The organism is Kitasatospora sp. CM 4170 (assembly GCF_032110285.1).
Taxonomy (GTDB): Bacteria; Actinomycetota; Actinomycetes; order Streptomycetales; family Streptomycetaceae; genus Kitasatospora; species Kitasatospora aburaviensis.
On record NZ_CP134877.1, the window covers coordinates 7,018,318 to 7,043,168 of the forward strand.

Genomic DNA, 24,851 nt, shown 5'->3' on the forward strand with positions numbered 1-24,851 from the left:
CGTCCGCAGATGCGGCTGATATGGCGATCATAGTGCCGCAAATACGACCGGAAAATCGCCTGTTTCATCGCACAGGCGAGGATCACCGACAGCCGGTTCCCCCCTGTCGGAAGGCTCAAACCAGGTCCCGCTCCCGCGCGGTGGTGCCGGTGGCGCAGGACGCGGCCCCTGCCCGCCCCGCCACCTTCCCCCGGTGATGACCTGTCAGTTTACTGGTGGGTACGCCACTGGACAGGAGGCCCCGATGACCGCTGCCGCCATCCGCATACCCGGACCGCCCGGACTCCCGCTGATCGGCTCGCTGTTCGACCTCACGCGCCGGCCGTTCCAGACCTACCTGGCCGCCCGGCGCGACTACGGCGACGTGGTCCGCTTCACCGCCGGGCCACCGGGGCTGCGGACCGAGTTCTTCGCGGTCTTCTCCCCGGAGGGCGCCCAGCAGGTGCTCGGCGGCGAGGCGGCCAACTTCCGCAAGGAGAACAACTTCTACGAGGAGCTGCGCACCAGCGTCGGCAACGGCCTGCTGACCAGCCAGGACGGCGACTACCAGCGCCAGCGCCGCCTCGTCCAGCCGCTGTTCACCCGGCGCCGGGTCGACGGCTACGCGGCGGCGATCGGGCTGGAGGTGCGGACGCTGGCCGAGCGCTGGCGGGCGGTCCCGGACGGCGTGGTGGACGTGGCCGACGAGATGTCCCGGTTCGCCCTGCGCGCGGTCGCCAGGATCCTGTTCGGGGCGGACGTGGAGGAGGCGGTCGCGGTGGTGCACCGCAGCTTCCCGGTCCTCGGCGAGTACGTCATGGAGCGCGGCTTCGCACCCTTCCGGGTCCCGCGGGGCTGGCCGACCCCGTCCAACCGGCGCGGCGCCGAGGCGCAGCGGGACCTCTACCGGGTCTGCGACCGGATCATCGCCGAGCGCGCCGCCCGCCCGGCCGGGGCCGGGGGCGGGGGTGGGGGCGGGGCCGCCGCGACGGACGCGGGAACCGGTCCCGCGGGCGAGGGCGCGTCCGACGACCTGCTCGGGCTGCTCGCGCGGGCGCGGGGCGAGGACGGCGAGCAGCTCGACCCGGCCGAGCTGCGGGACCAGGTGCTGATCTTCCTGCTCGCCGGCCACGAGACCACGGCGACCTCGCTCGCCTTCGCGCTGCACCTGCTGGCCAAGCACCCCGAGCAGCGGCGGACGGCCCGGCAGGAGGCCGAGAGGGTGCTGGGCGGACGCGAGCCGACCGCCGCGGACCTGGAGGCGATGCCGTACGTCACCCGGGTGGTCAAGGAGGCGATGCGGCTGTACCCCGCCGCCTCGCTGCTCGGGCGGCGGGCGGTGGCCGAGACGGTGATCGGCGGGCTCGTCGTCCCGGCCGGTGCGCAGGTGGTGCTGGCGCCGTGGGTGACGCACCGGCATCCGGACCACTGGGAGGAGCCGGAGCGCTTCGACCCGGACCGCTTCCTCCCCGAGCGGGAGCAGGGGCGTCACCGCTACGCCTGGTACCCGTTCGGGGGCGGCCCGCGCGCCTGCATCGGACAGCACTTCTCGATGCTGGAGTCGGTGCTCGCCCTCGGGGTGCTGCTGCGCGACTTCGACTTCGAGGCGGTCGACCGGGACGTCGCGGTCGGCCAGGGCATCACGCTGCAGGTGGACGGCCCGCTGCGGATCCGCCTCGCACCGCGGTCGACGGGGGAGGCGCCCGAGGACTGACGGCGGCCGGTCGGCCGGGGTGGCGCGGGCAGAGGACCGGCCCATTCGAACACAGCCGCCGCGCGCGGTGGGCGGCTTCTGGCGTCTTCGCGAAGGCTCTTCGGCGCCACCGATAGCGTCCCACGCACCCTGAAGCGGGTGCGCACGTGCGTCTGGCATATGACAAGCGATCGATCCTCCGGCCCGGTCCGGACCCGTCGCCGTCCGCCGACCGCGCGGAGTCCGCCCGGCGCGGGGAGCCCGGGCGCAGCGTGAAGCGCCCGGGCCCGACCGGTCGACCGGAGGTCCGATGGCCACGATGAACCACTTCGGCTTCGGCCGGCTCATGCCCGCGCTCTCGTACGTCGTGGCGTGCGCCGGTGCCGCCCTGGGCCTGCGCTGCGCGCTGCGCGGCCTGGCCGCGACCGGTGCCGCCCGCCGGAACCGGCTGCTCACCGCGGCCGCCGCGACCGGCTCCGGCATCTGGACGATGCACTTCGTCGCCATGTCCGGGTTCGCCGTCGACGGCACCGAGCTGCGCTACGACGTCCCGCTGACCGTGCTCAGCCTGCTGGTGGCCGTCCTGGCCACGGGCCTCGGCGTGTTCGCCGTCGGCCGCGGGCGGCACCGGGGCCTCGCCCTGCTGACCGGTGGGCTCACCGCCGGCCTCGGCGTCGCCGCGATGCACTACCTCGGGATGGCCGCGATGCGGTTGCCGGGTGGTCTGCGCCACGACGCGGGCACCGTCGCGCGTTGCGTCCTGATCGCGGTCGGCGCCGCCACGGCGGCGCTCTGGGTCACCGTCACCATCCGCAACGTGTACGCGGCCGTCGGCGCGTCGCTGGTGATGGGCCTCGCGGTGAGCTGCATGCACGACACGGCCATGGCCGCCGTCCACCTGGAGCCGGCCCGGACCGGCATCCGCGGGGCCGTGCCGATGGAGTTCGTCTTCCCGCTGGCCGTCGGGCTCGGCTCGTTCCTCCTTCTTGCCGCGGCCTTCGTCGCGCTCTCCCCGGGCGCCCGGGAGCGCGCCGCCCCCCGGGAGGGGGGCGAACTCACCATCGAGGAGTTCCCGACCGCGGCCGCGCGGCCGGCACCGGGCGAGCACGACCGCGCCGCCTGAGCCGCGAACCGCGAGCCGCGAACGGAGGGGTGCCACCCGGGCGGGTGGCACCCCTCCCGGCTTCCCGCGGCAGGCCGGCTCGACCGCGGCTCCGGAACACGAGCCGGCAATTCCCGCGCCCCGCAAGGTCGGTGACCAATTGCACACGAATGACTGCGCATCGTGAGACGGCGAACTATGATGTGATACGCGTCACATGACGGTTGGTGTGAAATCGCCGACCGGTGCCTTCGGCTGCCGATTTCCGAGGGAGCGGCATGGAATTCGTCCGTCAGCGCCGAGGGGGCGGAAGACCGGAAGTCGCCGCCGGTGCCCGCCCGTCCGAACAGGGCCCGTCCGAACAGGGCCTCTCCGAACAGGGCCTCTCCGAACAGGGCCTCTCCGAACAGGGCCTCTCCGAGCAGGGCCTCTCCGAGCAGGGCCCCTCCGAGCAGGGCCCCTCCGAGCAGGGCCCCTCCGAGCGGGGCCCGTCCGAACGGGACCGGGCCGAACGCGACCGGGCCGAGTGCGATCCCCCCGGGCGCGACCGGCCCGCGGGGGGCCGGCCCGAATGCGGCGGAACGCGGTCGGGACCGGACGCTCCCCGATCGGGGAGCGCCGAAGCGGCGGATTTCGATCGGGCGTTCACGGAAATGCTGCCGAGGCTCCATCGGGCGGCCGTCTCGCTCACCGGAAATCCGTTCGCCGCGGGCGACATCGTGCACGACGCGTATCTGCGGATCGCCCGCCGCCCCGAGCGGTTCCTCGGCCATCCGCAGCCCTATGCGTACGCGTTCACCACCATGGCCAACATCCTGCGCGACCAGTGGCGCCGGGAGCGGCGCCGGCCGGTCGCCCCGGACCCGCCGGAGGGTGCGCGGGTCGACGCGGAGCCGTGCGGCGGCGGGTTGGGGGAGCTGCAGGCCCACTGGGAGGTGGTCCGGCTGCTGGGCCGCCTGACCGTCAAGCAGGCGCGTGTCCTCCTGCTGGTCGACATCGGCGGCTACAGCATCGACGAGGCCGCCACGCTGCTGGGCGTGCACCGCTCCACCCTGGCGGTCACCCGTCGCCGGGCGCTCCGCCACCTCCGGACCTTCCTCGAACGGGAGCGCGCCGGCGGCGGGGGGAGCGGCGGGGAAAGCGGCGGGCGAGCCGTCGACGCGGGGCGGCGACGGGCGGGTCGGGTGCGGAGGGTCCCGGCGCCGCCCGACGCACCGAGCTGACGGCAAGTCAGCTGATGCGGGGCCCCGGCCCGTACGCTGAAAATCGTGATCACGTACCAGGAGCACCGGCTCCGCACCCTGGTCGAGGGCGGCCGCTGGCCCGAGCTGCTGGCCGTCTACCGGCAGGTCCGGGCCACCGCCGTGGCGCGCACGGGCGAGGATGCGGCCGTGCTGGAGACCGCCCTGCTCGGCCACCTGATCGCGTACGCCGCGCCGCCCGAACTGGCCGTCCGCCTGTTCGACGCGGACGGCGGCCCCGGGACCTCCGCCGGGGTGGCGGATCACGACGCCGGTCCGCTCTGGGAGGTGCTCGCCACCCGGCACTCCTGGCTGCGGCTGGCCCCGCTGCTCGGCCCGGCGCCGGTGCGGCGGCTGGTCGCACACACCCGGGTGCTGATCGGCGAGGACCTCTCCTACGGGGCCGAGCCCGACCCGGAGGGCGTCCCGCTGCTGCTGGAGCCGTGGGAGGCGGTCGGCTGGGGCGAGGGCGTGCGGGTGCGCGACTACCTGCCCGGCGGCGGTGCGCGCAGCGCGCTGCTGACCCTGCCCGCCACCCGCGAGGGCCTGGGGCCGGTGCTGCTGCCGGAGCCGGGCGGCCGGCTGCGCGGCCAGCCGGCGACCGGGGCGTTGGCCGCGCTGGCCGCATGGCTGGACGTGGTCTGCGTCCGCGGGCCCGCGCCGCGGGCGGCCGCCCAGCTGGCTCCGGGCCACCGGGTCACCGGTGGGTACCTGCCGTTCGCGATCGCGTACCCGGTGCTGGTCCAGGCGGGGGCGACCGAGCGGTCCCAGGGGTCGGCGCACGGCCGGCTGGCGCTCTGGCGGGCGCTCGGCGCGATGGCCGGCCATGAGGGCCCGGACCGTGCGGCGGTGAATGCGCTGGTGGCCCGGATGCGCTGCTTCACCTGGTGGGATCCGGCGGACGGCCTGCGCCATCTGCACCTCGCGGTGGAGGATCCGGCGACGGGTCTGAGCTGGGCGGTCAGCGGCTCCGACGAGCCCTGAGGGGGACCGGCGCCGCCGTCCCGGCCGCCGTCGGCCGCCGCCCTCCGCCGCCGCGACGGCGGCCGGGACGGGAAAGGCCCCCGGCCCGGCGCCGCTCGGGGGGTTGGGCGAGGCGCCGGACCGGGGGAGTTCGGTGGATGGGGGGCGTAGGGGTGTGGGTGCGGGCGTGCGGGTGGGCTCAGGCGGCCGTCGCGGTCGCGGCGCCGCCGCTCTGCGCGGGGAGCGGGTCGGGCAGCGCACCGGCGCCTGCGGGCGCGCCCTCGGAGCCGGGGGCCGCGGCGCCGTGCGCGTCCACCAGGGTCTGCTCGTCGAACGGCGCGTCGCCCGCCAGCACCCGCCGGGCCTGCTCGCGGTCGAGCTCGCCGGTCCAGTGCCCGATCAGCACGGTGGCGACCGCGTTGCCGGCGAAGTTGGTCAGCGCCCGCGCCTCGGACATGAAGCGGTCGATGCCGACGATCAGGCCGACGCCGTCCACCAGCGCGGGCTTGTGCGACTGCAGCCCGCCCGCGAGGGTGGCCAGCCCGGCGCCCGTGACCCCGGCCGCGCCCTTGCTGGCGATGACCATGAAGACCAGCAGCGAGAGCTGCTCGCCCACCGACATCGGCTTGTCCATCGCCTCCGAGATGAAGATCGAGGCCATGGTGAGGTAGATCGCGGTGCCGTCGAGGTTGAAGCTGTAGCCGGTCGGGACCGTGATGCCGACCACCGGGCGGCTGACGCCGAGGTGCTCCATCTTGGCGATCAGACGGGGCAGCGCGCTCTCCGAGGACGAGGTGGAGAGGATCAGCAGGAACTCGCGGCCGAGGTAGCGCAGCAGCGCGAACACGTTGACGCCGGCGACCAGCCGCAGCAGCGTGCCGAGCACCACGACCACGAACAGGATGCAGGTGACGTAGAAGCCGATCATGATGACGGCGAGGCTCTTCAGCGCGGCCGTGCCGGTCGCCCCGACCACCGCGGCCATCGCCCCGAAGGCCCCGACCGGAGCCACCCACATGATCATCGACATGATCCGGAACACCAGCCGCTGCACGTGCTCGATCCCGCGCAGCACCGGCGCGCCGGCCGGGCCCATCGCCTGCAGGGCGAAGCCGGCCAGCAGGGCGACCAGCAGGGTCTGCAGCACCTTGCCCTCGGTGAGGGCCGAGAGCATGGAGGTCGGGATCATCCCGAGCAGGAAGTCGGTCGTGGACTGGGCGTGCCCCGCGGCGGCCTGGGCGTGGCCGGACTTCGCGAGCGCGGCGGTCAGGTGCAGGCCGCCGCCCGGCTCCAGCAGGTTGCCCACCACCAGGCCGATGGCGAGCGCCACGGTCGACATGGTGAGGAAGTAGCCGAGCGCGAGTCCGCCGACCCGGCCGACCTTCGCGGCCTTGGTCACGGAGCCGATGCCCAGCACGATGGTGCAGAAGATCACCGGGCTGATCATCATCTTGATCAGGTTGACGAACCCGGTCCCGAGCGGCTTCAGCTCGACCGCGAACGTCGGTGCGACCAGTCCGACCGCGATGCCCGCGGCCACCGCCGCGATCACCGCGAGGTAGAGGTAGTGGGTGCGGTCCCGGCGTCTGACCCCCGCCTGGGGCCCTGCTCCAGTGATCGACATCTGCGGCTCCTTCGCCCTGCGGTCCTGGCGGCCCCGGGTGGTGGGCCGCTCCGACTATCGGGCCGGACAGTGACGGGGGTCACGTTTGCGTTCATAGAGTTCATGCCGTGGGCGGCCGGACCGGCAGACGGGCCGGGGGGTGGGCCGGGGGCGGGCGGACCGGCGGGCGCGCGGCCCCGGGCTCGGCCGAGGCCCTTGCCGGGCCCCGGCGGTGGTGCACACTGTCTGGCATGTCCGTGCGCACCCACCCCACACCGCGCCGGCGGCCGCGTGGACCGGTGCGCAGCCTGGCCGGACAGCTCTTCGTCGTCCAGGTGGTGATCGTGGCCGCGGTGGTGGCCGGCGGCGCGGTGCTGGCGTACCTGTTCACCGCGGGCCGGGCCGAGGACGCCGCCCGCCGCCAGGTCACCGCGGTCGCCCGCTCGGTGGCGGACTCGCCGTCCGTCCTGGCCGCCGTCGGGGCGCCCGACCCGAGCGCCGTGCTCCAGCCGTACGCCGAGCAGGTCCGCACGGACACCGGGGTCTCCTTCATCACCGTGATGGACACCGCCGGGGTGCGCTGGACCCACCCGCTGCCCGAGCAGATCGGCAAGACGTTCCTCGGGCACATCGACTGGGCGCTCGCCGGGCAGACCCGCAGCGAGACGTACACCGGGACGCTCGGCCCGTCGGTGCGGGTGGTGACGCCGGTGCTGGACGAGCGGCACCGGGTGGTCGCGCTGGTCAGCGCCGGGATCACGGTGCAGTCGATCTCCGCGCAGCTGCGCGGGCCGCTGCTCGCGCTGGTCGGTGTCGCGGTGGCCGCCCTGGCGGTCGGCGGCGCCGGCACCTACCTCGCCAACTCCCGGCTGCGGCGCCACACCCACGACATGGGCCCGGCCGAGCTCAGCCACCTCTACGAGTACCACCAGGCCACCCTGCACTCGGTGCGCGAGGGGCTGGTCCTGCTCGACCGCCGGCACCGGGTGGTGCTCTGCAACGACGCCGCCCGCGAACTCCTGGCGCTGGACGGGGAGGTGGAGGGGCGGCCGCTCGACGGGCTGGGGCTGCCGGCGGCGCTGGTGGCCGCCGTGCTCGGGGCCGAGCCGGTCCGGGACGAGGTCCACCTCACCGCCGAGCGGGTCGTGGTGCTCAACACCTCGACCATCGGGACCGGCCTCGGACGGGTGCTGACCCTCCGCGACCACACGGAACTGCAGTCGCTGAGCGGCGAGTTGGACTCGGTCCGGGGATTCACCGAGGCGCTCGGCGCACAGGCGCACGAGGCGGCCAACCGGTTGCACGCCGTCGTCTCGCTGGTCGAACTCGGGCGTCACCGGGAGGCGGTGGAGTTCGCGACCGCCGAGCTCGAACTCGCCCAGCAGCTGACCGACCGCGTGGTCGCCGCCGTCGGCGAGCCGGTGCTGGCGGCCCTGCTGCTCGGCAAGGCGGCCCAGGCCGCCGAGCGGGGCGTGGAGTTGACGCTCACCGAGGACAGCCGGATCGACGACGGCGTGCTGCCGCCGGGCCTGTCCGCCCGCGACCTGATCACCGTGCTCGGCAACCTGATCGACAACGCGGTCGACGCGGCGATCGCCGGCGCCGCCGAGCGCCCCGACCCGCCCGAGGTCACCGTCACGGCCCGGATCGAGTCCGGCGGGGCGGAGTCCGCGCCGGCCGACGTTGCGGGACGCGGGGACGGGACCGCCCCGGGCGGGGCCGCGTCCTGCGCCGCCGGACACCTGCTGCTCCGCGTCGCCGACACCGGTGCCGGCATCGACCCGTCCGCCGTCGAGGACGTGTTCCGGCGCGGCTGGAGCACCAAGCAGGACGACCGCGGGCACGGCCTCGGACTCGCCCTGGTCGCCCAGGCCGCCCGGCGCAACGGCGGCACCGTCGAGGTCGGCCGCGACCGCGGCGCGGTGCTCACCGTCCGGCTGCCGCTCGCCCGTCCGGCCCGCCTGCCCGAGCCGGTGGCCCCGTGAACCGGCCGGCCGACCGGCCCGCGGACGGGCCCCGCCGCCCCGGCGGGCCTTCCGGTGGGCGCCGCGGGGGCGGGCCCCGCCCCGAGATCACCGTCCTGGTGGTCGAGGACGACCCGGTGGCCGCCGCCGCGCACGCCCTCTACGTCGACCGCGAGCCCGGCTTCCGCGCCGTCGGCACGGTGCACGGCTGCGCGGAGGCGCTGCGCTTCCTGGAGCGCGCCCGAGCCGCCGGCACGCCCGTCGACCTGACCCTGCTCGACCTCTACCTGCCGGACGGGCACGGCCTGCAGCTCTGCGGCACCCTGCGTGCGGCGGGCCACACCACCGACGTCATCGCCGTCACCTCGGCCCGCGACCTCGCGATGGTGCGGCAGGCGGTCTCGGCCGGCGTCGTCCAGTACCTGCTGAAGCCGTTCGGCGCGGCCGCCCTGCACGACCGCCTGGAGCGGTACGCCCGCTACCGCGACTCCCTCGGGCGCACCGGCGACGCGACCGGCCAGGACGAGGTGGACCAGGCGCTCGCCCTGCTCCGCACGCCCGAACGCACCGCCCTGCCCAAGGGGTTGAGCGCGCCGACGCTGGAGACCGTCGCGGCCGTGCTGCGTGAGGCCCGGACCGGGCTCTCCGCGGCGGCGGCCGGCTCGGCCGCCGGCGTGTCCCGCATCACCGCCCGCCGCTACCTGGAGCACCTGGTCGACACCGGCCTGGCCGCCCGGGAGCCCCAGTACGGCAGTGTCGGCCGCCCGGAGCTCTGCTACCGCTGGACGGCCGGCGGGGGGTAGCGGCGGCCCCCGCCGGGCCGGCCGGGTCGGGGGCTACCGGGCGACGTACTGGGTGAGGAGCGCCTGCACCTCGTAGATGTCGACGCCCTTGGTGAAGTTCTTGGAGATCGGCAGCGCGGCGCCCGAGACCCAGATCTTCAGCTCGGCGTCGAGGTCGAACGACCCGGCCGTCTCCACGGCGTAGTGGGTGATGCTGCGGTAGGGGACCGAGTGGTACTCCGTCTTCTTCCCGGTGATGCCCTGCTTGTCGATCAGGATCATCCGGCGGTCGGTGAACAGGAAGGTGTCGCGGATCAGCTGGTACGCGGCCTGGACCTGCTCGCCCGCGCCGAGCAGCCGGGCGAACTCCTGCTGGGCCTCGGTGTTGTCCACCCGGTGGGCGTTGCCGAAGAGTGCCATGGGGATCCTCTCGTCAGGCACCCGTTCGGGTGCATGGGATTCCGAGTCTGGCACGGTGATGATCTTGGATCGCCGCCGCCCCCGCCGGGCCCGCGGCTACACCCGGGTGGCCAGCGCGAGGTAGCGCTCGTCGGTGTCCGTGAAGCGGTCCAGCCGCCAGCCGGCGGCGGCCAGCAGCGGGCGCAGGTTGGGCTCGGCGCGGAGGTCGTCGGGGGTGAGCTCGCGGCCGTGGCGGGCGGCGAGGACGGCGCGGCCGACGGGGTGGAAGAGCGCGAGCGGGCCGCCCGGGCGGGTGACGCGGGCGAGTTCGCGCAGGGCCCGGGCCGGGTCGGGGAGGTGGGAGACCAGGCCGGCCGCGAAGACGGCGTCGAGGGCGGCGTCCGGGAGCGGGAGGCGGGCGCAGTCGGCGAGCAGTAGAGCCGCCGTGCCGGGGTGGCGGGCGGCGGCCTCGTCCAGCATCTCCGGGGTGACGTCGGCGCCGAGCACCTGCCCCTCGGGCCCGACCGCGGCGCGCAGCAGGGGCAGCGCGCGGCCGGTGCCGCAGCCGGCGTCCAGCACGGAGTCGCCCGGGCGCAGGCCGAGTTCGGCGATCGCGGCGGCGTAGCGCGGGCCGTCGTCGGGGAAGCGGGCGTCCCAGCCGGCCGCGCGGGCGGCGAAGAACTCGCGGGTGCGGGCCAGTTCGGCCGCGCGGTCGGACGGCGCGGGCGAGGATTCGGGCGACATGGGGCGAGCGTAGCGCGGCACCCGTAACCTCCGGGCGGCCCGCTCGTTGGGTGATCGGGCCCGTTGTCACCCGCGCGGGTGATTCTGGCGGCCCTCGGTGTATTCGACCAGGTCGGGCCAAGTAAAGTTAGGCTTACCTAACTTCTTGGGAGTCCCGCCTTGACGCTCGCCGCCGAGCCCGCCACCGGTCCGACCGTGCCCGCCCAGACCCCCGGCGGCGACGCCGTCCTGCGCCGCCAGCGCGTCCGCGAGTCCTCCGCCCGCACGTACGCCCGCTCGTTCCCCATCGTGCCGGTGCGCGCCAACGGCATGACCGTCGAGGGCGCCGACGGCCGCCGCTACCTGGACTGCCTCTCCGGCGCCGGCACGCTCGCGCTCGGCCACAACCACCCGGTGGTACTGGAGGCGATCCGGCGCACCCTGGACAGCGGTGCCCCGCTCCACCTCCTGGACCTCGCCACCGCCGAGAAGGACGACTTCACCACCGCGCTGTTCGAGAGCCTGCCGAAGGAGTTCGCCGGGCAGGCCCGGGTGCACTTCTGCGGTCCCGCCGGCACCGACGCCGTCGAGGCCGCGCTCAAGCTGATGCAGACCGCCACCGGCCGCTCCGGCGCGCTCGCCTTCACCGGCGCCTACCACGGGATGACCGCCGGGGCCCTCGCGCTCACCGGCAACACCGCCGTCAAGGAGCCGCTGCCGGGCGGCCGCGAGGTGGTCCGGCTGCCCTACCCGTACGCGTACCGCTGCCCGTTCGGAGTCGGCGGGGAGACCGGCGCGGACCTCGCCGCCACCTACGCGGAGCGGCTCCTCGACGACCCCTCGGGCGGGGTGGTCCGGCCGGCCGCGATGATCCTGGAGGCGGTCCAGGGCGAGGGCGGCGTCGTGCCCGCGCCGGACGGCTGGCTCCGTGAGATGCGCCGGATCACCGCCGAGCGCGGCATCCCGCTGATCGTGGACGAGGTGCAGACCGGCGTCGGCCGCACCGGGGCCATGTGGGCGGTCGAGCACAGCGGGATCGTCCCGGACGCGATGGTGCTCTCGAAGGCCATCGGCGGGAGCCTTCCGCTCGCGGTCGTCGTCTACCGCGAGGAGTACGACGGCTGGCGGCCCGGTGCACACACCGGCACCTTCCGCGGCAACACGCTCGCCATGGCGGCCGGGGCGGCCACCATCCGCTTCGTCGCCGCCCACGGGCTGGCCGAACGGGCCGCACTGGTCGGCGCCCGCATGGCCGAGCGGCTGCGCGCGCTGGCCGGCGAGCTGCCGGTGATCGGCGACGTGCGCGGACGCGGGCTGATGCTCGGGGTCGAACTGGTCGACCCCGACGCCGAGCCGGACGCGTGCGGGGCCAGGCCGGCCGCGCCCGCACTCGCCGTCAGGGTGCGCGAGGCGTGCCTGGCCCGCGGGCTGATCGTCGAACTCGGCGGCCGGTACGACGCGGTGCTGCGCCTCCTGCCGCCGCTCACCATCACGGACGAGCAGGTCGACGCCGTCCTCGACCGGCTGGCCGACGCGATCGCGGCGGTGGCCGCGGGGGACGCCGCGGGCAGATCCGGGGCCTCCGGCGAGGCTGCGGCGACCGCCTCGGCGGGGACGCGGTGAGCGGCGCGGGCGGGGGCGGCGACGCGGGCGGCGGCACGGGCGGGGACGGCGGCGCGGGCGACGGCCCGGAGGTGCCCGGCGGTTCCGACCTCCCGGACGACCCCTGGGGGACCGGCGTCCCGGACGGCCTCGGCCTGCCGGACGCCCCCGGCGGGCCCGGCACCCCCGGTGGCGGCCCCGGCGAGCCCGAACCCGGGAGGTCCGAGGACCCGTCAATGCCCGACGACCCGTCGGCCGGGCTCGACGCGCTCGCCGGCGGTGCGGGCGGCCCGGGCGCCCTCGGCCCGCTGCTGGCCACCGTGCTGGACGCCCTGGACACCGGCGCCGCCCGCCGCGGCGGGCCGCTGCCGGCCGGACACCCGGGCCAGGTCGCCGCGCTGGTCGCCGACGCACTGGCCGGGGCGAGCGGAGCGGCCGCCCTCGCAGGCCTCACCGAAGTCCTCGCCCGCGGCGCCGCCGATCCCGCCGACCCGGCCTGCGCCGCCCACCTGCACTGCCCGCCGCTGGCCGTGGCCGCCGCCGCCGACCTCGCCGTCAGTGCGCTCAACCCCTCCCAGGACTCCTGGGACCAGGCGCCCGCCGCCACCGCGCTGGAGACCGCGCTGCTCGCCGAGCTCGCCGCCCTGGTCAGCTTCGACCCGGCCCGCGCCGCCGGCGTGCTCACCTCCGGCGGCACCGAGTCGAACCTGATGGGCCTGATGCTGGCCCGCGACCAGAAGCTCGACGGCATCGTCGAGCTGGACGGCCTCCCGGCCGGTGCCCGGCCCCGCATCATCGCCTCGGAGGCCGCACACTTCTCCGTCCAGCGGGCCGCCGCCCTGCTCGGCCTCGGGGAGCGGGCCGTCGTCACCGTCCCCGTCGACCGCGACCTGCGCATGCACCCGGCCGCCCTGGAACGCGTCCTGGCCGAGACCAGCTGGGCCGGGAACACCCCGATCGCCGTGGTCGCGACCGCCGGGACCACCGACACCGGGGCGATCGACCCGCTGCACACCGCCGCCGACCTCGCCGCCCGCTACGGCGCCTGGCTGCACGTCGACGCCGCGTACGGGGGCGGCGCGCTGCTCTCCGACCGGCTCGCCCCCCTGCTCGACGGCATCGCCCGGGCCGACTCGGTCTCGCTGGACTGGCACAAGCTCGGCTGGCAGCCCGCCGCCGCCGGGATCTTCCTGGTGCGGCAGGCCGAGACCTACGTGTCGCTCGCCCGCCGCGCCGAGTACCTCAACCCGGCCGACGACGAACAGGCCGGCTACCCCAGCCTGTTGGGCCAGTCGCTGCGCACCACCCGGCGGGCCGACGCCTTCAAGATCGCGGTCACCCTGCGGACCCTCGGGCGGGCGGGCCTCGGCCGGCTGGTCGACGCCTGCCACCTGCTGGCGCGCGGCGCCGCCGAGGCGGTGCGGGCCGAGCCCGAACTGGAGCTGCACACCGAACCGGTCCTCACCACCGTGGTGTTCCGCTACCGGCCGCCGGGCGAGCACGACGGGGCCGCGCTCGACGCCGTCAACGCCGAGCTGCGCCGGACGCTGCTGCGTACCGGCCGCGCCGTCGTGGGCCGGACCGAGCTGCCCGGCGAGGGGCCGGGCCGGGTCCGGCTGAAGCTCACCCTGCTGAACCCGCACGCCACCGCGGGCCAGATCGGCGCGCTGCTGCACGAGGTGGTGCGCATCGGCCGGGAGACCCGGCCCGCGTAGCCGCTCGGCCGTGCACCCGGTCGTGCGACCGGCCGTGCGACCGGCAGGTGAAAGCCCGGCGGGTCCGTGCCCGGCGGGTCCGCGCCCCGTCCCGGCGCCGAATTCCAAAACAACGGCTTTTCCCGGGACGGATGTTGGAGGAAGTCACACTGGTGTGACATGCTGCCCGGAGGATATTCCGCCGCCACCGAAAAGCCTCCGTGGACATACCTTCGCGCGGGAGTACAGGCCGATTCCGGCCGCCCGGAGATCAGATTCCGCCAACCCCCCGGCAGGGCTTGCGGAGATCCCGAGAACCGGCGGTAACTTCATGTGGTCGCCGCCCCACCAAGCGCACACGGCTCGCCGGGGTTGGCCGCCTGACCAGGCACGCACTATCAGCATGCGGTGAGCTCACCCTTACACCCGGGTGAACTCCGCCTATCCGCCGTGCAATTCCGTGAATCCCGATGGAACCGCGTGCGCCGATACCGGCCGGCGTTCACCGCGTGCACCGGCGGAGCCGGCGGGAACCGCGCGAAGCCGCGCACGACCAATCCCTTGACCATTTCTGCGAAGCGGAGACCAGGCATGCGCGAAACCGTCCCGGGCGAAAGCGCCGTCACCATCGATCGGACCGCGTACGAGGCACTTCCGTTCTCCGCCCGCTGCCGGGAGATCTGGCGGCGCGGCGACCACCTGCTCATCGGTGTCAGCCCGGGAAACAGCTACTTCAGCCACCGTCGAATATCCGAACTCATCAGGTGGGGGAGCGAGTTCTTCGAGCGGATCGACATCGTCCACGCGGACCTGCACGTCGAGGCGCAGTTCGCGGCCTTCGGCTACACCGCGGAGCACGCCCGGCGGCGGGCCGCCAAGGAGGTCAAGGCCACCGCGCGGCGGATCGCGCGCGGCGCCGAGGAGGCCGGCGAACCCGACAACGTCCGGGCCCACGCGCTCTCCGAGTTCACCGGCCACCCCGCGTACGGGCGGCTGCACCACCAGGTGGTCGACGCGCTCCGGACCGACCGGGAGTTCCGGGAGGCCGCCGAGGGCATGGCGCGCGGCTTCCTGGCCGCCCGGATGGACGAGGGGCTGGCGCCGAACGAGCTGCAGCTCGCCGCCGGCCTGCAGTACATCGCCGCCGAGCTGCCGTTCTTCCTGGACACCCCGGCGCTGCTCGGCGTGGCCTCCTCGGTCAGCTGCTACCACATCGAACTCCCGCTCACCCCCGTCCTGTTCGGCCGCGACGAAGGCCTGCGTGCGGCGCCCGGCCAGGCGTACGCGGTGGTCCGTCCGGCCGCCCCGCCGCTGTCCGCGCCGGCCGGGCTGCGGGCCCGCGCGGCCTGAGCCGCCGGCCGGGGCCGCCCGGGCGGCCCCGCCTCCGTGCCACCCACCCCCTTCCGTCCCCTCCCGCTCCCGCCCGCCCGCCCGTACCGCCGCGTCCCCGTCCGTACCGTCCGTACCGCCCCGATCCGCAACGGAGTTCAGCCATGACCGATCCCACCTTCCCGCTCTCCCGCAGAGGCGACGTGCTGCCGGAGGAGGCCGACCGGCTGCGCGAGGAGCAGCCCGTCGCCCGGGTCCGCACCATGACCGGTGACCCCGCCTGGCTGGTCAGCAGCTACGCGCTGGCCAAGCAGGTGCTGGAGGACGAGCGGTTCAGCCTCAAGGACACCGCCAACCCCGGCGTCCCGCGCCAGTACGCGCTGACCATCCCGCCGGAGGTGGTCAACAACATGGGCAACATCAACAGCGCGGGACTGCGCAACGCCGTCATGAAGACCCTCTCGCCGCGTGCCGACAAGGAGCTGGACGGCTGGCTGCAGGCGCAGGCCCACCGGCTGATCGACACGCTGGTCGAGCAGGGCGCGCCGGCCGAGCTGCGCGACGGCTTCACCGAGCCGTACTCGGCCGCCCTGCACTGCCGGCTGCTCGGCATCCCGACCGACGACTGGCGGCGCCTGATGGCCGGCATCGACGTGGCCTTCCTGACCAGCCCCGTCCCGTTCGAGGGCGCCGCGCCCAACTGGTACAAGGACCTCGGCTACATGGTCGGGCGGCTCAACGCCGACCCGGAGCCCGAGGAGGGCCTGCTCGGCCGGTTCGTCGAGCTGCGCCGCTCGCCCGAGGTGTCCGACCGGGTGGGTGACGAGCTGCTGGCCACCGTCGCGCTCTCGCTGTTCGGCGCGGGTGCCGTCTCCACCTCGTCGTTCCTGCTGCACGCGATCATCTACCTCGCCCGGCAGCCGGAGCTGGCCGAGCGGCTGCGCCGGGAGCCGGCCCTGATCGGCCGGGCGGTGGACGAGCTGCTGCGGGTGAACCTGTCCATCGGCGACGCGCTGCCCCGGATCGCGCTCGCGGACGTCCGGCTGGGTGACGTGCAGGTGAAGGAGGGCGAGCTGGTGCTGGTGCTGGTCGAGGGCGCCAACTACGACCCGGCGGTCTTCCCGGAGCCGGAGCGCATCGACTTCGACCGGACCGACAACCCGCACCTGGCCTTCGGCGCCGGCCGCCACTTCTGCCCGGCGTCGGCGCTCGGCCGCACCCATGCGGAGATCGCGATCACGGCGCTGGTCGAGCGCCTGCCGGGCCTGCGGCTGGCCCTGCCGGCCGAGCAGCTGGCCTGGCGGCCCGGCTTCATCAAGCGCCTGCCGGAGCGGCTCCCCGTGGTCTGGTGAGTCCGCAGGGGACGGGCCCGCGGTCGGCCCGGCCGGACCTCAGTCGGCCGGGCCGAGCAGGACGGCGCGGGTCCGCTCCCAGGTCTCCCGGTCGGCGGCCACCAGGAGCCCGTTCTCGCCGCCCGGCTCCTCGGGGCGGTAGGGGCTGCCGTCCAGGCGGGCGGAGACCCCGCCGGCCTCGGTGACCAGGAGCGAGCCGGGGGCGTGGTCCCAGGGCAGGGTGCGCCAGTAGAGGATGAAGTCCAGCCCGCCCTCGGCGAGCTCCGGGTACTCGATCCCGGCGGCGTGCCGGCCCGGGGTCACCTCGCCGAAGGCCGCGCTGCCCGCCTCCACCCGGCGGCGCCGCTCCGGGTCCAGGAAGCGGCTCTTCACCGCGCCGCGCCACTCGGCGGGGGCGGCCGGCGCGGGCGGCCGGGTGAGACGGTGGCCGTTGCGCCAGGCGCCGGCGCCCAGCTCGGCGGTGTAGCAGACGGCGTGGGTCGGCTGCCAGATCCAGGAGGCCACGGTCCGGCCGGAGCGGACCAGGGAGGCCATCACGGCGTAGTCGGGGCGGCCGGCGATGAAGTTGGACGTCCCGTCCACCGGGTCGACCAGCCAGACGGCGGGCTCGGAGTGCAGTGCGCGGGCGAGGGCGGGATCGGCGGCGACGGCCTCCTCGCCGACCACCGGCACGGGCAGCAGCTCGCGCAGACGGCGCTCGATGATCGCCTCGGCCTCGCGGTCGGCGATCGTCACCACCTCACCGGGGGCCTTCTCCATCACCTCGCCAGCCGTCAGCGCCCGGAACCGCGGCTCCACCGCCTCGGCAGACGCCTCGGCGAGGATCTCCGCCACCCTGTCCATCAGCACTGCGCGCTCCCTTCGCTGGCTACCACTCTCGCACGTCTGTGCGGTGCCTACCTGCGGCGGGGGCCGGACCGGGGGGCGGTCCGGTGGGGCGGCGGCCGCCCTCGGGCGGTCGGCCGACGACCTCGGCCGACGGACTTCGGCCGACGGACTTCGGGGTCCGTCGGCCGGGATCTGCCGGCGCCGGCCGTCAGCCGCCGGCCGCCGCATCGTCGTCGAGGTAGTGGAAGCCCGGGTGCGGGTGCATCAGGAAGTCGTGGTGCGAGATGTTCCACGCGTAGGCGCCCGCCATGGCGAAGAGCACCCGGTCCGCCGTGCGGAGCCCGGCCGCGGCCGGCGCGCTGCGCGCGAGGACGTCCTTGGGGGTGCAGAGCTGGCCCGCCAGGGTGGCCCGGCCCGTGGTGACGGCGGGGCGCGGCCACGGGTGCGACCAGGCCTCGACCGGCAGCACGGCGAACGGCTGGTCGTGCCCCCGGGTGGCCGGCGTGCGCAGGTGGTGGGTGCCGCCGCGGACGACCGCGAAGTCCTCCCCGTAGCTCTGCTTCACGTCCAGCACCTCGGTGGCGTACCAGCCGCAGTACGCCGTCAGTGCCCGGCCCGGCTCGATCCGCAGGGTCAGCCCGGGGTGGCGGTCGAGCAGCTTGCCGAGGCCCTCGCCGAACGCCGTCCAGTCGAAGCGGGCCTGCGGGTCGGCGTAGTCGACGGCCATGCCGCCGCCCACGTTGACCTCGTCGAGCGCGACGGCGTGCCGCTCGGCCAGCCGCGCCGACCAGCCGACGATCTGCTCGGCGAGCGCCAGCTGCTCCTCCGCGGCGAGCCCGCTCGCCAGGTGGGCGTGCACCCCGCGCAGCCGCAGCCGCGGGCGGAGCGCGCCGAACGGGCCGAGCGGGTCGGTCAGCAGGCGGGCGCAGGCCTCGGCGCGCTCCGGGTCCAGGCCGAACGGCGTCGGCCGGCCGCCCATCGCCAGGGCGACCGTGTCCAGGGCGCCCGCGCCCACCGGCAGGTTCACCCGCAGCAGCACGTTCACCGAGGCCTGCGGCCGGTCGGTCAGGACGGCGGCGAGCCGGTGCAGCTCCTGCTCGCTCTCGACGTGCCAGCGGTGCACCCCGGCCTCGACGGCGGCGGCGATCTCGGCCTCCGTCTTGCCCGGCCCGCCGAAGGCCAGCGGGGCGTCCGGCACGGACTGCCGCACGTGCGCCAACTCGCCGCCGCTGGATACCTCGTAGCCGTCCACCGCCGACCGCAGCGCGGCCAGCACGGGGGCGTCGGGGTTGGCCTTGGCGGCGTAGTACAGCTCGACGCGCTCGGGCAGCGCGGCCCGGACGGCGGCCGCGTGCGCGCGCAGCGCCGCCAGGTCGTGGACGAAGGCGGGCAGCGCGTCCGGCGCCAGCCCGGCGACGTGTCGGCGGACGGTGTCGGTCATCGGGTGCCTCCCAGCGGCAGGGTGTCGTTCATCGGGCGCTCCACGCCGGCGTCCGGGCGGCGCTCTGCGGCGCCAGCTGCGCCGCGCCGGCCAGGACCGAGCGGCCGAGCGGGGACGGCAGCCGCACGTAGCCGGCCTCGCGGTCGGGGCGGCGCCCCCAGCGGGTCAGCAGGTTGGCCTTGGCCGGCAGCGGCACCCCGGCGAGCAGCGCGCGCAGCCGGGGCGGCCGGCCGTGGGCGGCGGCGTACTCCTCCAGCACGCGCCGCACGGCCTCCCAGAGGGCTCCCTCGGCCTCCGGGTGGCGGTCGGCGAGGGCGGCGAGCAGCTCGGCGACGTGGTTGACCAGGAGGCAGTACACCACCCGGTCCCAGCCGCGTTCGGCGTCGTAGGCCATCGGCCCGGCCACCTCGGGCGGCAGGGCGGCCAGCACGGCGGCGTTCCGCTCGGGGACCAGCTTGGTGCCCTCCAGGTCGCGGAAGAGCACCTGGGCGGGGCGGCCGTCGGCGTCCACGCCGATCAGCACGTTCTGCAGGTGCGGCTCCAGCACGACGCCGTGGTCGAAGTAGGCGGCCAGCACCGGCGGGACGAGCAGCCGCAGGTAGGCGGTCCACCACTCCAGGGCCGCCCGCGCGTCGGCGTCCGGGCCGAGCAGCTCCGAGATGTGGGCCGAGCTGGTCGGGTGCTCGTCGGCCACGGCCGCGGCCAGCAGCGGGGTGACGCCGGGGCGCACCAGGTCGGTGAGGCCCTCGCGGACGATCAGGCCGAAGCCCTCGTAGAGCGACCGGTCGGGAAGGCCGTCCGCGCCGGGCAGCGCCAGCGTCCGGAAGGCCGGCTCGCGCAGCATCGCGGCGTCCGGGAAGCGCTCGGCGAGGTCGGCCAGCGCGGGGGCGAGCAGCCGGGTCAGCGCCACCGCGCCGGTCAGCTCGTACGCGGCGTTCTTCCGCAGGCAGTTGGTGATCCGCACGTTGAGGCTGAACTTCAGGAACGCGCCCGCGCCGTGCAGGGTGCGCACCGAGGCGGTGGCGGCGAACGGCTCGCCGCCGGGGCCGAGGTCCAGGACGTCCCCGCGCTCCAGGGCGCCGCGCAACAGTGGGTGATCGGCGAGGAGTTGGAACTGCCAGGGGTGCGCGGGCAGCAGCCGGTAGCCGTCCGGCACCTCGCGCAGGCCGTCCAGCAGCGCGGTCGCCGCCGGGTCGGTCGACGACTCCGCGACGAGCTCCGCCCGGACGGCCAGGTGGCGCAGCCGGAACTCGGCCCGCGACTCGGGCGCGTAGGAGCGCCAGTCGCCGCGCTCGGCGGAGCGGGACTTGGGCGCCGGGTGGAAGCGGTGCCCGAAGAGCAGGGCCTGCTCGGACTCCAGGTAGCGGTCCGGGCCGGCGGCGGGGCGGTTCTCCAGGCCGGCCAGCACGCCGGCGTGACTGGACGTCAGCTGGTCGAGGAACTCCTCGTTCACCGTTCCGGTGCGCAGCTCCAGCTCGCCCTGGACGTGGTCGGCGAGCGAGCGCCAGTCCGACTCGGACCAGCCGTCGAGCCGTTCCTCCTCCACCGGGCCGGTGAAGCGGTGCGCGCCGAGCAGTGAGGTGCGGCGCAGCGCGACCCGCAGCAGGACGCCGCGCCGGGGGAGCCGGATCAGCAGCCGGCCGTCGGCGACGGCGGTCTGGTGCTCGGGTGCGGAGACCTCGCGCAGCAGGCAGTTGAGCAGGGTGTGGGCCACCGCATGGTCGGCGGTCGGCAGTTCGCGGGTCATCGGTGACTCCAGCGCTTGAGGGAAGGGGCGGCGAGTGCGGTCGCCGCGGCGGCGGCCAGCAGTGCGGCGGCGGTGCCGACCAGCACGGGGGCGGCGGCGCCGAACCGGCCGTTGGCCAGCGCCGCGACGGCGCCGGCGACCACGGCGCCGCCCTTGGAGACGAATTCGAGGGTGCCGAACATCCGGCCCGGCGCCCGGCCCCGCGCGGCCTCGGCGGCCAGCACGGAGAGGCAGACCAGGCCCAGGGTGAGCCCGGCGCCGAGCAGCAGCCGGACGGCCACGAAGGCCGGCAGCGAGTAGGCGACGGCGTGTCCGGCCAGGCCGAGGGCCACGAAGCCGAAGCCGAGCGCGATCCCGGCGCGCGGGCGGGCGAGGAAGACGGCGTGGGTACGGGCGGCGAATGCCAGGTAGCAGAGGTGCGGCAGCGCGAACAGCACGCCGGTGGTGGTCTCGGAGACCCCGGGGAGCCGTTCCTCGGCCAGGGAGATCAGGTAGGGGAAGGAGATGATCGTCGCGAAGACGAAGGCGAACTCGAAGGCGTAGAGCACGGTGAGCGGCCTGCGGGCGGCCGCGGCCGGTTCGGCCTCGTCCGCCGCCCCGGCCCCGCCGGTGCTCGTGGTCCAGCCGGTGCTCGCGGTCCCGGGGCCGCCCGCGATCGCGCCCCCGGCCTCGCCCTCGGCGTCGGCGGTGCAGACCGTGGCGGCGGCCGGCCGGGCCGGCTCCGGCAGCAGCGAGAGCAGCACGGCGGCGGCCAGCGGCAGGACGGCCATCAGCAGGTACTGCCGGTGCGGGTCGATCCACGGCGACAGCGTGCCGACCAGGATGGGCGCGGCGACCAGGGCGGCCCGCGCACTGCCCTGCATCAGGGTGAGCGCCCAGGAGAGCCGTGAGCCGTCGAGGGCCGCGGCCAGGTAGCCGTTGGTCGCGGCGAAGGTGCCGCCCAGGAGCCCCTGGAGGACCAGGGCGAGGGTGAACGCGGGCAGGCTGTCGGCGGCGCCGGCGAGCAGGAAGGAGACGGTGAGGCCGAGTTGGGCGCGGAGCAGCAGGCGCTTGCGGCCGAACCGGTCGGCGAGCCGCCCCCAGAGCGGGGCGCCGAGCGCGCTGAACACCGTCGGCACGATGTAGAGCACGCCGGCCCAGCGGCCCTGGGTGTCGCCCAGCGCGGGCAGGATCGCCGTCAGGTACGGCGGCAGGCCGAGCGCGGCGAAGGAGGCGACGAAGTAGCAGGCGGCGACGGCGTGCACCTGGCGCCGGCCGAGCCCGTCGGCGCGGGCGGCCGCGTCGCTGCCGGAGTGCTGCGCCAGCGCGTCGACGGTCATCGCGGGCGGTCCTGCGGCGGGTGGTCGTGAGAGCCCCGACCGGTGTGCGTGGAGCCGTTCACCAGAAGGTAGTTGGGCCCGTCCGTGTAGTGCTTGTTGATGTCGGCGGCGCCGGACCGCTGCTTGCTGAGCAGCGTCCCCGCCGTGACCATCGCCTTGACCGGCAGCCGCTCGGCGTCCAGCAGGGCGGCTCGCAGCGGTGCCCCGGCCGGCCCGATCCGCTCGACGGCCTCGGCCGTCCGCTTGCGCAGCAGCGACAGCAGCTCGCCGAGTCCGGCACGGCCGTGGCCGGCGAGGCCGAACGCCGTCGCTCCGGTGCAGAGGTGCCCGGTGATGGTGGTGAACAGGTCGGTCAGCGGCCGGTCGTCGGTACCGAAGATCCTCGCATCGTCGAAGTCCACCGGGGCGGGGGCGAGTTCGCCGAGCGTGGTGGCGAGCCGGTCGGCGTGGACGCGCGGGCCGTCGTCGTCCTTGTAGAGCAGCCGCAGGGGGCCGTTCTCGTCCAGGACCAGCGAGGTGTTCTGCTGGTGGGACTCCAGGGCGATGCCGTAGCCGAAGAGGGTGGCCTGCCAGTCGAGGAGCAGTTCCAGCACGGCGTCGTAGAGGGCGACCGGGTCGCCGCCGTGGAACCGGTCGGCGAGATGGTCGATCACCAGGCGGCCGCCGGGGGCCGGCGCCAGCAGCGCGGCCAGTGGCACGGTGACCGGGCGCTCCAGCTCCGGGCCGGGGTAGCGGCGGAGCAGGACGGCCAGCAGCTCGTGGCCGGCGTGCGCCCAGGTCTGTTCGTCGGCGTGCAGGATTCGGCCGGCGAAGCGCGGCTCGCGGGCGAGCACGGCCTCGACCAGCCGCTGGCCGGCGGCGCCGTCGACCAGCGTGCCGGGCTTGATGGTGCGCCGGTTCCGCAGCCCGAGGGTGGCGGTGGCCAGCGGCAGCTTGAGGTGGCAGCCGGGGTCCTCGGCGACGGCGACGGTGCGCATGGAGAGGGTGGGCACGACGGTCAGGTAGGGCCGGTCGGCGAGCACGGCGCGCCCGTCGAGGCCGGTCGCCCGCAGCGCCTCGTCGAGCGGGGCACCGACGGAGAGCGGGTGCACCGGGAGCGTGCGCCAGTCGCCCTCCAGGTCGAGGCCGAGCCAGGCGGGGCTGGGCCACCAGCTGGGCAGCGGCTCCGTGCCGTGCACGGTGACCGCGCCGGCCGGTACGGCCAGCCAGCGCAGTTCGAAGGCCGAGTGGAACTCGGGTGCGTAGCGGTGCAGCTGTGACTCGGTCAGGCCGGCCCGGCCGCGCGCGGTGGGGTAGACCGGATGGTCGAGGTAGGCGGCCAGGGTGTCGAGGGCGAGGGTGGCGGTGGGGCCGGTCCAGTACGCGGGGTCGGCGCCGTAGAGGTCGGCGAGCCGGGTGTGCACCTCGGCGCGGGAGCGCTCGTGCAACTCCATGGTCGCGCGGGTCTGGCGGCACTCCTCGGCGAAGGCGCGCCAGCCCGCGCCGTCCTCGGGGTCGGCGAGGCCGGCGAGGGCGGCCACGGCCCGGTCGAGGTCGCCGAGTTCGGCGCCGTCGACCTCCAGCAGCGGCAGCCGGGCGGCGTACTCGCACTGGAAGCCCTCCTCGGCCACCGGCAGCGCCACCGTCCGGGAGCCGAGGCCGAGCCGGAGCCAGCGGCCGTCCGGCCGCTCTTCGACGGTGCTGCGGGTGCGCAGGCCGAGGACGTCCTCGCGCAGCAGCGCGGAGAGCACCCGCAGCGCCAGCGCGTCGGCCGGCACGGGTGCGGCGGTGCGGGGGACGCCGGCCCGCCCACCGGTCGGCCGGGCCCCCGGGCCGGCGGTCACGGCGTGATCTCCCAGCGGTTGGCCGCGATGAACCGGGCGACCGAGGTGTCCACGGCGGCCTGGTCGGTCCCGACGGCCCAGATCACGCCCAGGTAGTCCCGGTTGGTGTGGTAGTGCTCGTGCTGCTCGCCGAGTGCGCGCAGCGGCCGGTAGGCGAGCCGGACGCCGTCGCACTCCTCGTCGTACGGGCCGGGCGCGGCGGTGAGGGTGCCGGCCCGGTCGGCGCAGACCGGTTCGTTGCGGGCCCGTCGCGGGGTGGCGGCGCAGCGCTCGCCGAGGTCGGCGGGGAGCTCCCGGCCGAGGTGCACGGCGAGGATGTGCTCGAACAGCGGGATGCCGAGGATCTCGGCGAGCATCAGGTCGCACTGGTCGCCGATGGCACGGTAGTTGACCTCGATGATCCGGGCGCGGCCGTCCGGCTGGACGACGAACTCGGTGTGGCAGGCGCCGAGTCCGACCCCGATCGCGTCGAGTTGGGCCAGGACCTGCTCGACCACGGCCGCCGGGTGGGCCGGGACGAACTCCAGCATCTCCTCGATGAAGTACGGGGGAGGCGAGAGCCTGGTCCGGAGGCCGCCGAGGACGTGGCGGGTCCGGCCGTCGCCGAGCGTCTCCAGTGTGCACAACTGCCCGTCGAGGAACTCCTCGACGACCAGCGCGGCACCGGGCCGGCGGTGCTGGATCTCCTTGCAGCGCTGCTCCAGCTCGGCGATGTCGGCGACCAGCGAGACGTCCTCGCTGGCGACGCCCTCGCGGGGCTTGAGCACGAGCGGGAACGACAGGTCGGCTTCCCGTAGGAGGGCCGGGTCCTGCCCGGGGTCGAGTTCGACCGAGCGGACGGTGTCCAGGCCGGCGGCGGTCAGGTGGCGGCGCAGCTCGCCCTTGTTCTTGGCCCGCAGCGCGGCCTTCCAGTCCTTGGCCGGCAGCCCGAAGTACTCGGCGGCCAGGGCGGTCTGGGTCTGCAGGTGGTCGCTGTTGCTGAACACGGCGTCCGGGGTGTGGTGCCGGGAGATCAGACCGACGACCTCGCGGAAGTCCCGGACCTCGCACTCCACCACCTCGGGCGCGAACTCCGTTCCGGCGTAGGCGCGTCGGTGCTGTTCGGCGTGGTCGGTGAGGACCGTGACGTCGAGCCCGAGCCGCACGGCGGCCGGCAGGAAGCCTTCGGTGACCGAGTCGGTGGGGTTGTGGGCGAGCAGGTAGAGCCGCATGGTCGGCGTGGTCCTCTCCGTGGGGGGAGCCGGGCTGGGGGTGGGGCGGGCCGTCG

Annotated in this window: 19 protein-coding genes; 10 read left to right on the forward strand and 9 right to left on the reverse strand. The window is 75.6% G+C overall.

Translation table 11 applies throughout. The features are described 5' to 3' along the window. Positions 1–244 precede the first annotated feature (244 nt). From RMN57_RS29620 to RMN57_RS29635, 4 genes are all read left to right on the forward strand, one after another. Complete coding sequence (locus RMN57_RS29620) at positions 245–1,693, forward strand: cytochrome P450 (RefSeq protein WP_313766345.1); 1,449 nt, start codon at positions 245–247, stop codon at positions 1,691–1,693. A gap of 289 nt (positions 1,694–1,982) precedes the next feature. Next, entirely contained in the window at positions 1,983–2,795 is an 813-nt protein-coding gene (locus RMN57_RS29625; protein WP_313766346.1) for an MHYT domain-containing protein, read from the forward strand. 257 nt (positions 2,796–3,052) lie between these two features. After that, positions 3,053–3,997 (forward strand): sigma-70 family RNA polymerase sigma factor, encoded by a 945-nt coding sequence (locus RMN57_RS29630; RefSeq protein ID WP_313766347.1) that lies wholly within the window; start codon positions 3,053–3,055, stop codon positions 3,995–3,997. Between the two features lie 45 nt (positions 3,998–4,042). After that, positions 4,043–4,999 (forward strand): hypothetical protein, encoded by a 957-nt coding sequence (locus RMN57_RS29635; protein ID WP_313766348.1) that lies wholly within the window; start codon positions 4,043–4,045, stop codon positions 4,997–4,999. A 178-nt stretch (positions 5,000–5,177) separates the two neighbouring features. On the opposite strand, the gene RMN57_RS29640 is transcribed toward RMN57_RS29635, so the two are convergent. Further along, complete coding sequence (locus RMN57_RS29640; RefSeq protein WP_313766349.1) at positions 5,178–6,602, reverse strand: cation:dicarboxylate symporter family transporter; 1,425 nt, start codon at positions 6,600–6,602, stop codon at positions 5,178–5,180. A gap of 230 nt (positions 6,603–6,832) precedes the next feature. Between RMN57_RS29640 and RMN57_RS29645 the strand changes: the two genes are divergently transcribed. Next, positions 6,833–8,566 (forward strand): ATP-binding protein, encoded by a 1,734-nt coding sequence (locus RMN57_RS29645; protein ID WP_313766350.1) that lies wholly within the window; start codon positions 6,833–6,835, stop codon positions 8,564–8,566. A 98-nt stretch (positions 8,567–8,664) separates the two neighbouring features. Then, complete coding sequence (locus RMN57_RS29650; RefSeq protein WP_313766351.1) at positions 8,665–9,348, forward strand: response regulator; 684 nt, start codon at positions 8,665–8,667, stop codon at positions 9,346–9,348. A gap of 33 nt (positions 9,349–9,381) precedes the next feature. Here RMN57_RS29650 and RMN57_RS29655 read toward each other — a convergent pair whose 3' ends face one another. Further along, entirely contained in the window at positions 9,382–9,747 is a 366-nt protein-coding gene (locus tag RMN57_RS29655) for a PH domain-containing protein (protein ID WP_313766352.1), read from the reverse strand. Between the two features lie 96 nt (positions 9,748–9,843). Further along, positions 9,844–10,470, reverse strand: coding sequence for a methyltransferase domain-containing protein (locus tag RMN57_RS29660; protein ID WP_313766353.1), 627 nt, complete (start codon positions 10,468–10,470; stop codon positions 9,844–9,846). Between the two features lie 159 nt (positions 10,471–10,629). On the opposite strand from RMN57_RS29660, the gene RMN57_RS29665 reads away from it, so the two are divergent. From RMN57_RS29665 to RMN57_RS29680, 4 genes are all read left to right on the forward strand, one after another. After that, complete coding sequence (locus RMN57_RS29665; protein WP_380233482.1) at positions 10,630–12,072, forward strand: diaminobutyrate--2-oxoglutarate transaminase; 1,443 nt, start codon at positions 10,630–10,632, stop codon at positions 12,070–12,072. Continuing rightward, on the forward strand, positions 12,069–13,766 hold the full coding sequence (locus RMN57_RS29670; RefSeq protein WP_313766354.1) for a pyridoxal-dependent decarboxylase: 1,698 nt from the start codon (positions 12,069–12,071) through the stop codon (positions 13,764–13,766). Before RMN57_RS29665 ends, RMN57_RS29670 begins: the two co-directional genes overlap by 4 nt. 570 nt (positions 13,767–14,336) lie before the next feature. Beyond that, entirely contained in the window at positions 14,337–15,095 is a 759-nt protein-coding gene (locus tag RMN57_RS29675; RefSeq protein WP_313766355.1) for a tRNA-dependent cyclodipeptide synthase, read from the forward strand. A 143-nt stretch (positions 15,096–15,238) separates the two neighbouring features. Beyond that, positions 15,239–16,426, forward strand: coding sequence for a cytochrome P450 (locus tag RMN57_RS29680; protein ID WP_313766356.1), 1,188 nt, complete (start codon positions 15,239–15,241; stop codon positions 16,424–16,426). 39 nt (positions 16,427–16,465) lie between these two features. On the opposite strand, the gene RMN57_RS29685 is transcribed toward RMN57_RS29680, so the two are convergent. From RMN57_RS29685 to RMN57_RS29710, 6 genes are all read right to left on the reverse strand, one after another. Next, positions 16,466–17,269 carry an inositol monophosphatase family protein gene (locus tag RMN57_RS29685; protein WP_313768013.1) on the reverse strand — a complete coding sequence of 268 codons (804 nt, stop codon included), beginning with the start codon at positions 17,267–17,269 and terminating at the stop codon, positions 16,466–16,468. Between the two features lie 193 nt (positions 17,270–17,462). Further along, positions 17,463–18,695, reverse strand: a complete 1,233-nt coding sequence (locus RMN57_RS29690) for a type III PLP-dependent enzyme (protein ID WP_313766357.1) — start codon at positions 18,693–18,695, stop codon at positions 17,463–17,465. Between the two features lie 28 nt (positions 18,696–18,723). Then, positions 18,724–20,442 (reverse strand): IucA/IucC family protein, encoded by a 1,719-nt coding sequence (locus RMN57_RS29695; RefSeq protein ID WP_313766358.1) that lies wholly within the window; start codon positions 20,440–20,442, stop codon positions 18,724–18,726. Further along, positions 20,439–21,761 (reverse strand): MFS transporter, encoded by a 1,323-nt coding sequence (locus RMN57_RS29700; RefSeq protein WP_313766359.1) that lies wholly within the window; start codon positions 21,759–21,761, stop codon positions 20,439–20,441. The genes RMN57_RS29695 and RMN57_RS29700 overlap by 4 nt, the downstream gene beginning before the upstream one ends. Next, the gene (locus tag RMN57_RS29705) at positions 21,758–23,584 is read right to left on the reverse strand and encodes an IucA/IucC family protein (protein WP_380233483.1); all 1,827 of its coding nucleotides are present in this window, start codon (positions 23,582–23,584) and stop codon (positions 21,758–21,760) included. The genes RMN57_RS29700 and RMN57_RS29705 overlap by 4 nt, the downstream gene beginning before the upstream one ends. Then, positions 23,581–24,795 (reverse strand): ATP-grasp domain-containing protein, encoded by a 1,215-nt coding sequence (locus RMN57_RS29710; RefSeq protein ID WP_313766360.1) that lies wholly within the window; start codon positions 24,793–24,795, stop codon positions 23,581–23,583. The genes RMN57_RS29705 and RMN57_RS29710 overlap by 4 nt, the downstream gene beginning before the upstream one ends. Positions 24,796–24,851: the final 56 nt, after the last annotated feature.

Excerpts from the sequence above, each read along its gene's own strand:
- RMN57_RS29700 (WP_313766359.1), bottom strand. The coding sequence starts at position 21,761 with ATGACCGTCGACGCGCTGGCGCAGCACTCCGGCAGCGACGCGGCCGCC.
- RMN57_RS29645 (WP_313766350.1), top strand. The coding sequence starts at position 6,833 with ATGTCCGTGCGCACCCACCCCACACCGCGCCGGCGGCCGCGTGGACCG.
- RMN57_RS29685 (WP_313768013.1), bottom strand. The coding sequence starts at position 17,269 with ATGGACAGGGTGGCGGAGATCCTCGCCGAGGCGTCTGCCGAGGCGGTG.
- RMN57_RS29640 (WP_313766349.1), bottom strand. The coding sequence starts at position 6,602 with ATGTCGATCACTGGAGCAGGGCCCCAGGCGGGGGTCAGACGCCGGGAC.
- RMN57_RS29690 (WP_313766357.1), bottom strand. The coding sequence starts at position 18,695 with ATGACCGACACCGTCCGCCGACACGTCGCCGGGCTGGCGCCGGACGCG.
- RMN57_RS29630 (WP_313766347.1), top strand. The coding sequence starts at position 3,053 with ATGGAATTCGTCCGTCAGCGCCGAGGGGGCGGAAGACCGGAAGTCGCC.
- RMN57_RS29660 (WP_313766353.1), bottom strand. The coding sequence starts at position 10,470 with ATGTCGCCCGAATCCTCGCCCGCGCCGTCCGACCGCGCGGCCGAACTG.
- RMN57_RS29675 (WP_313766355.1), top strand. The coding sequence starts at position 14,337 with ATGCGCGAAACCGTCCCGGGCGAAAGCGCCGTCACCATCGATCGGACC.
- RMN57_RS29655 (WP_313766352.1), bottom strand. The coding sequence starts at position 9,747 with ATGGCACTCTTCGGCAACGCCCACCGGGTGGACAACACCGAGGCCCAG.
- RMN57_RS29710 (WP_313766360.1), bottom strand. The coding sequence starts at position 24,795 with ATGCGGCTCTACCTGCTCGCCCACAACCCCACCGACTCGGTCACCGAA.
- RMN57_RS29620 (WP_313766345.1), top strand. The coding sequence starts at position 245 with ATGACCGCTGCCGCCATCCGCATACCCGGACCGCCCGGACTCCCGCTG.
- RMN57_RS29695 (WP_313766358.1), bottom strand. The coding sequence starts at position 20,442 with ATGACCCGCGAACTGCCGACCGCCGACCATGCGGTGGCCCACACCCTG.
- RMN57_RS29625 (WP_313766346.1), top strand. The coding sequence starts at position 1,983 with ATGGCCACGATGAACCACTTCGGCTTCGGCCGGCTCATGCCCGCGCTC.
- RMN57_RS29680 (WP_313766356.1), top strand. The coding sequence starts at position 15,239 with ATGACCGATCCCACCTTCCCGCTCTCCCGCAGAGGCGACGTGCTGCCG.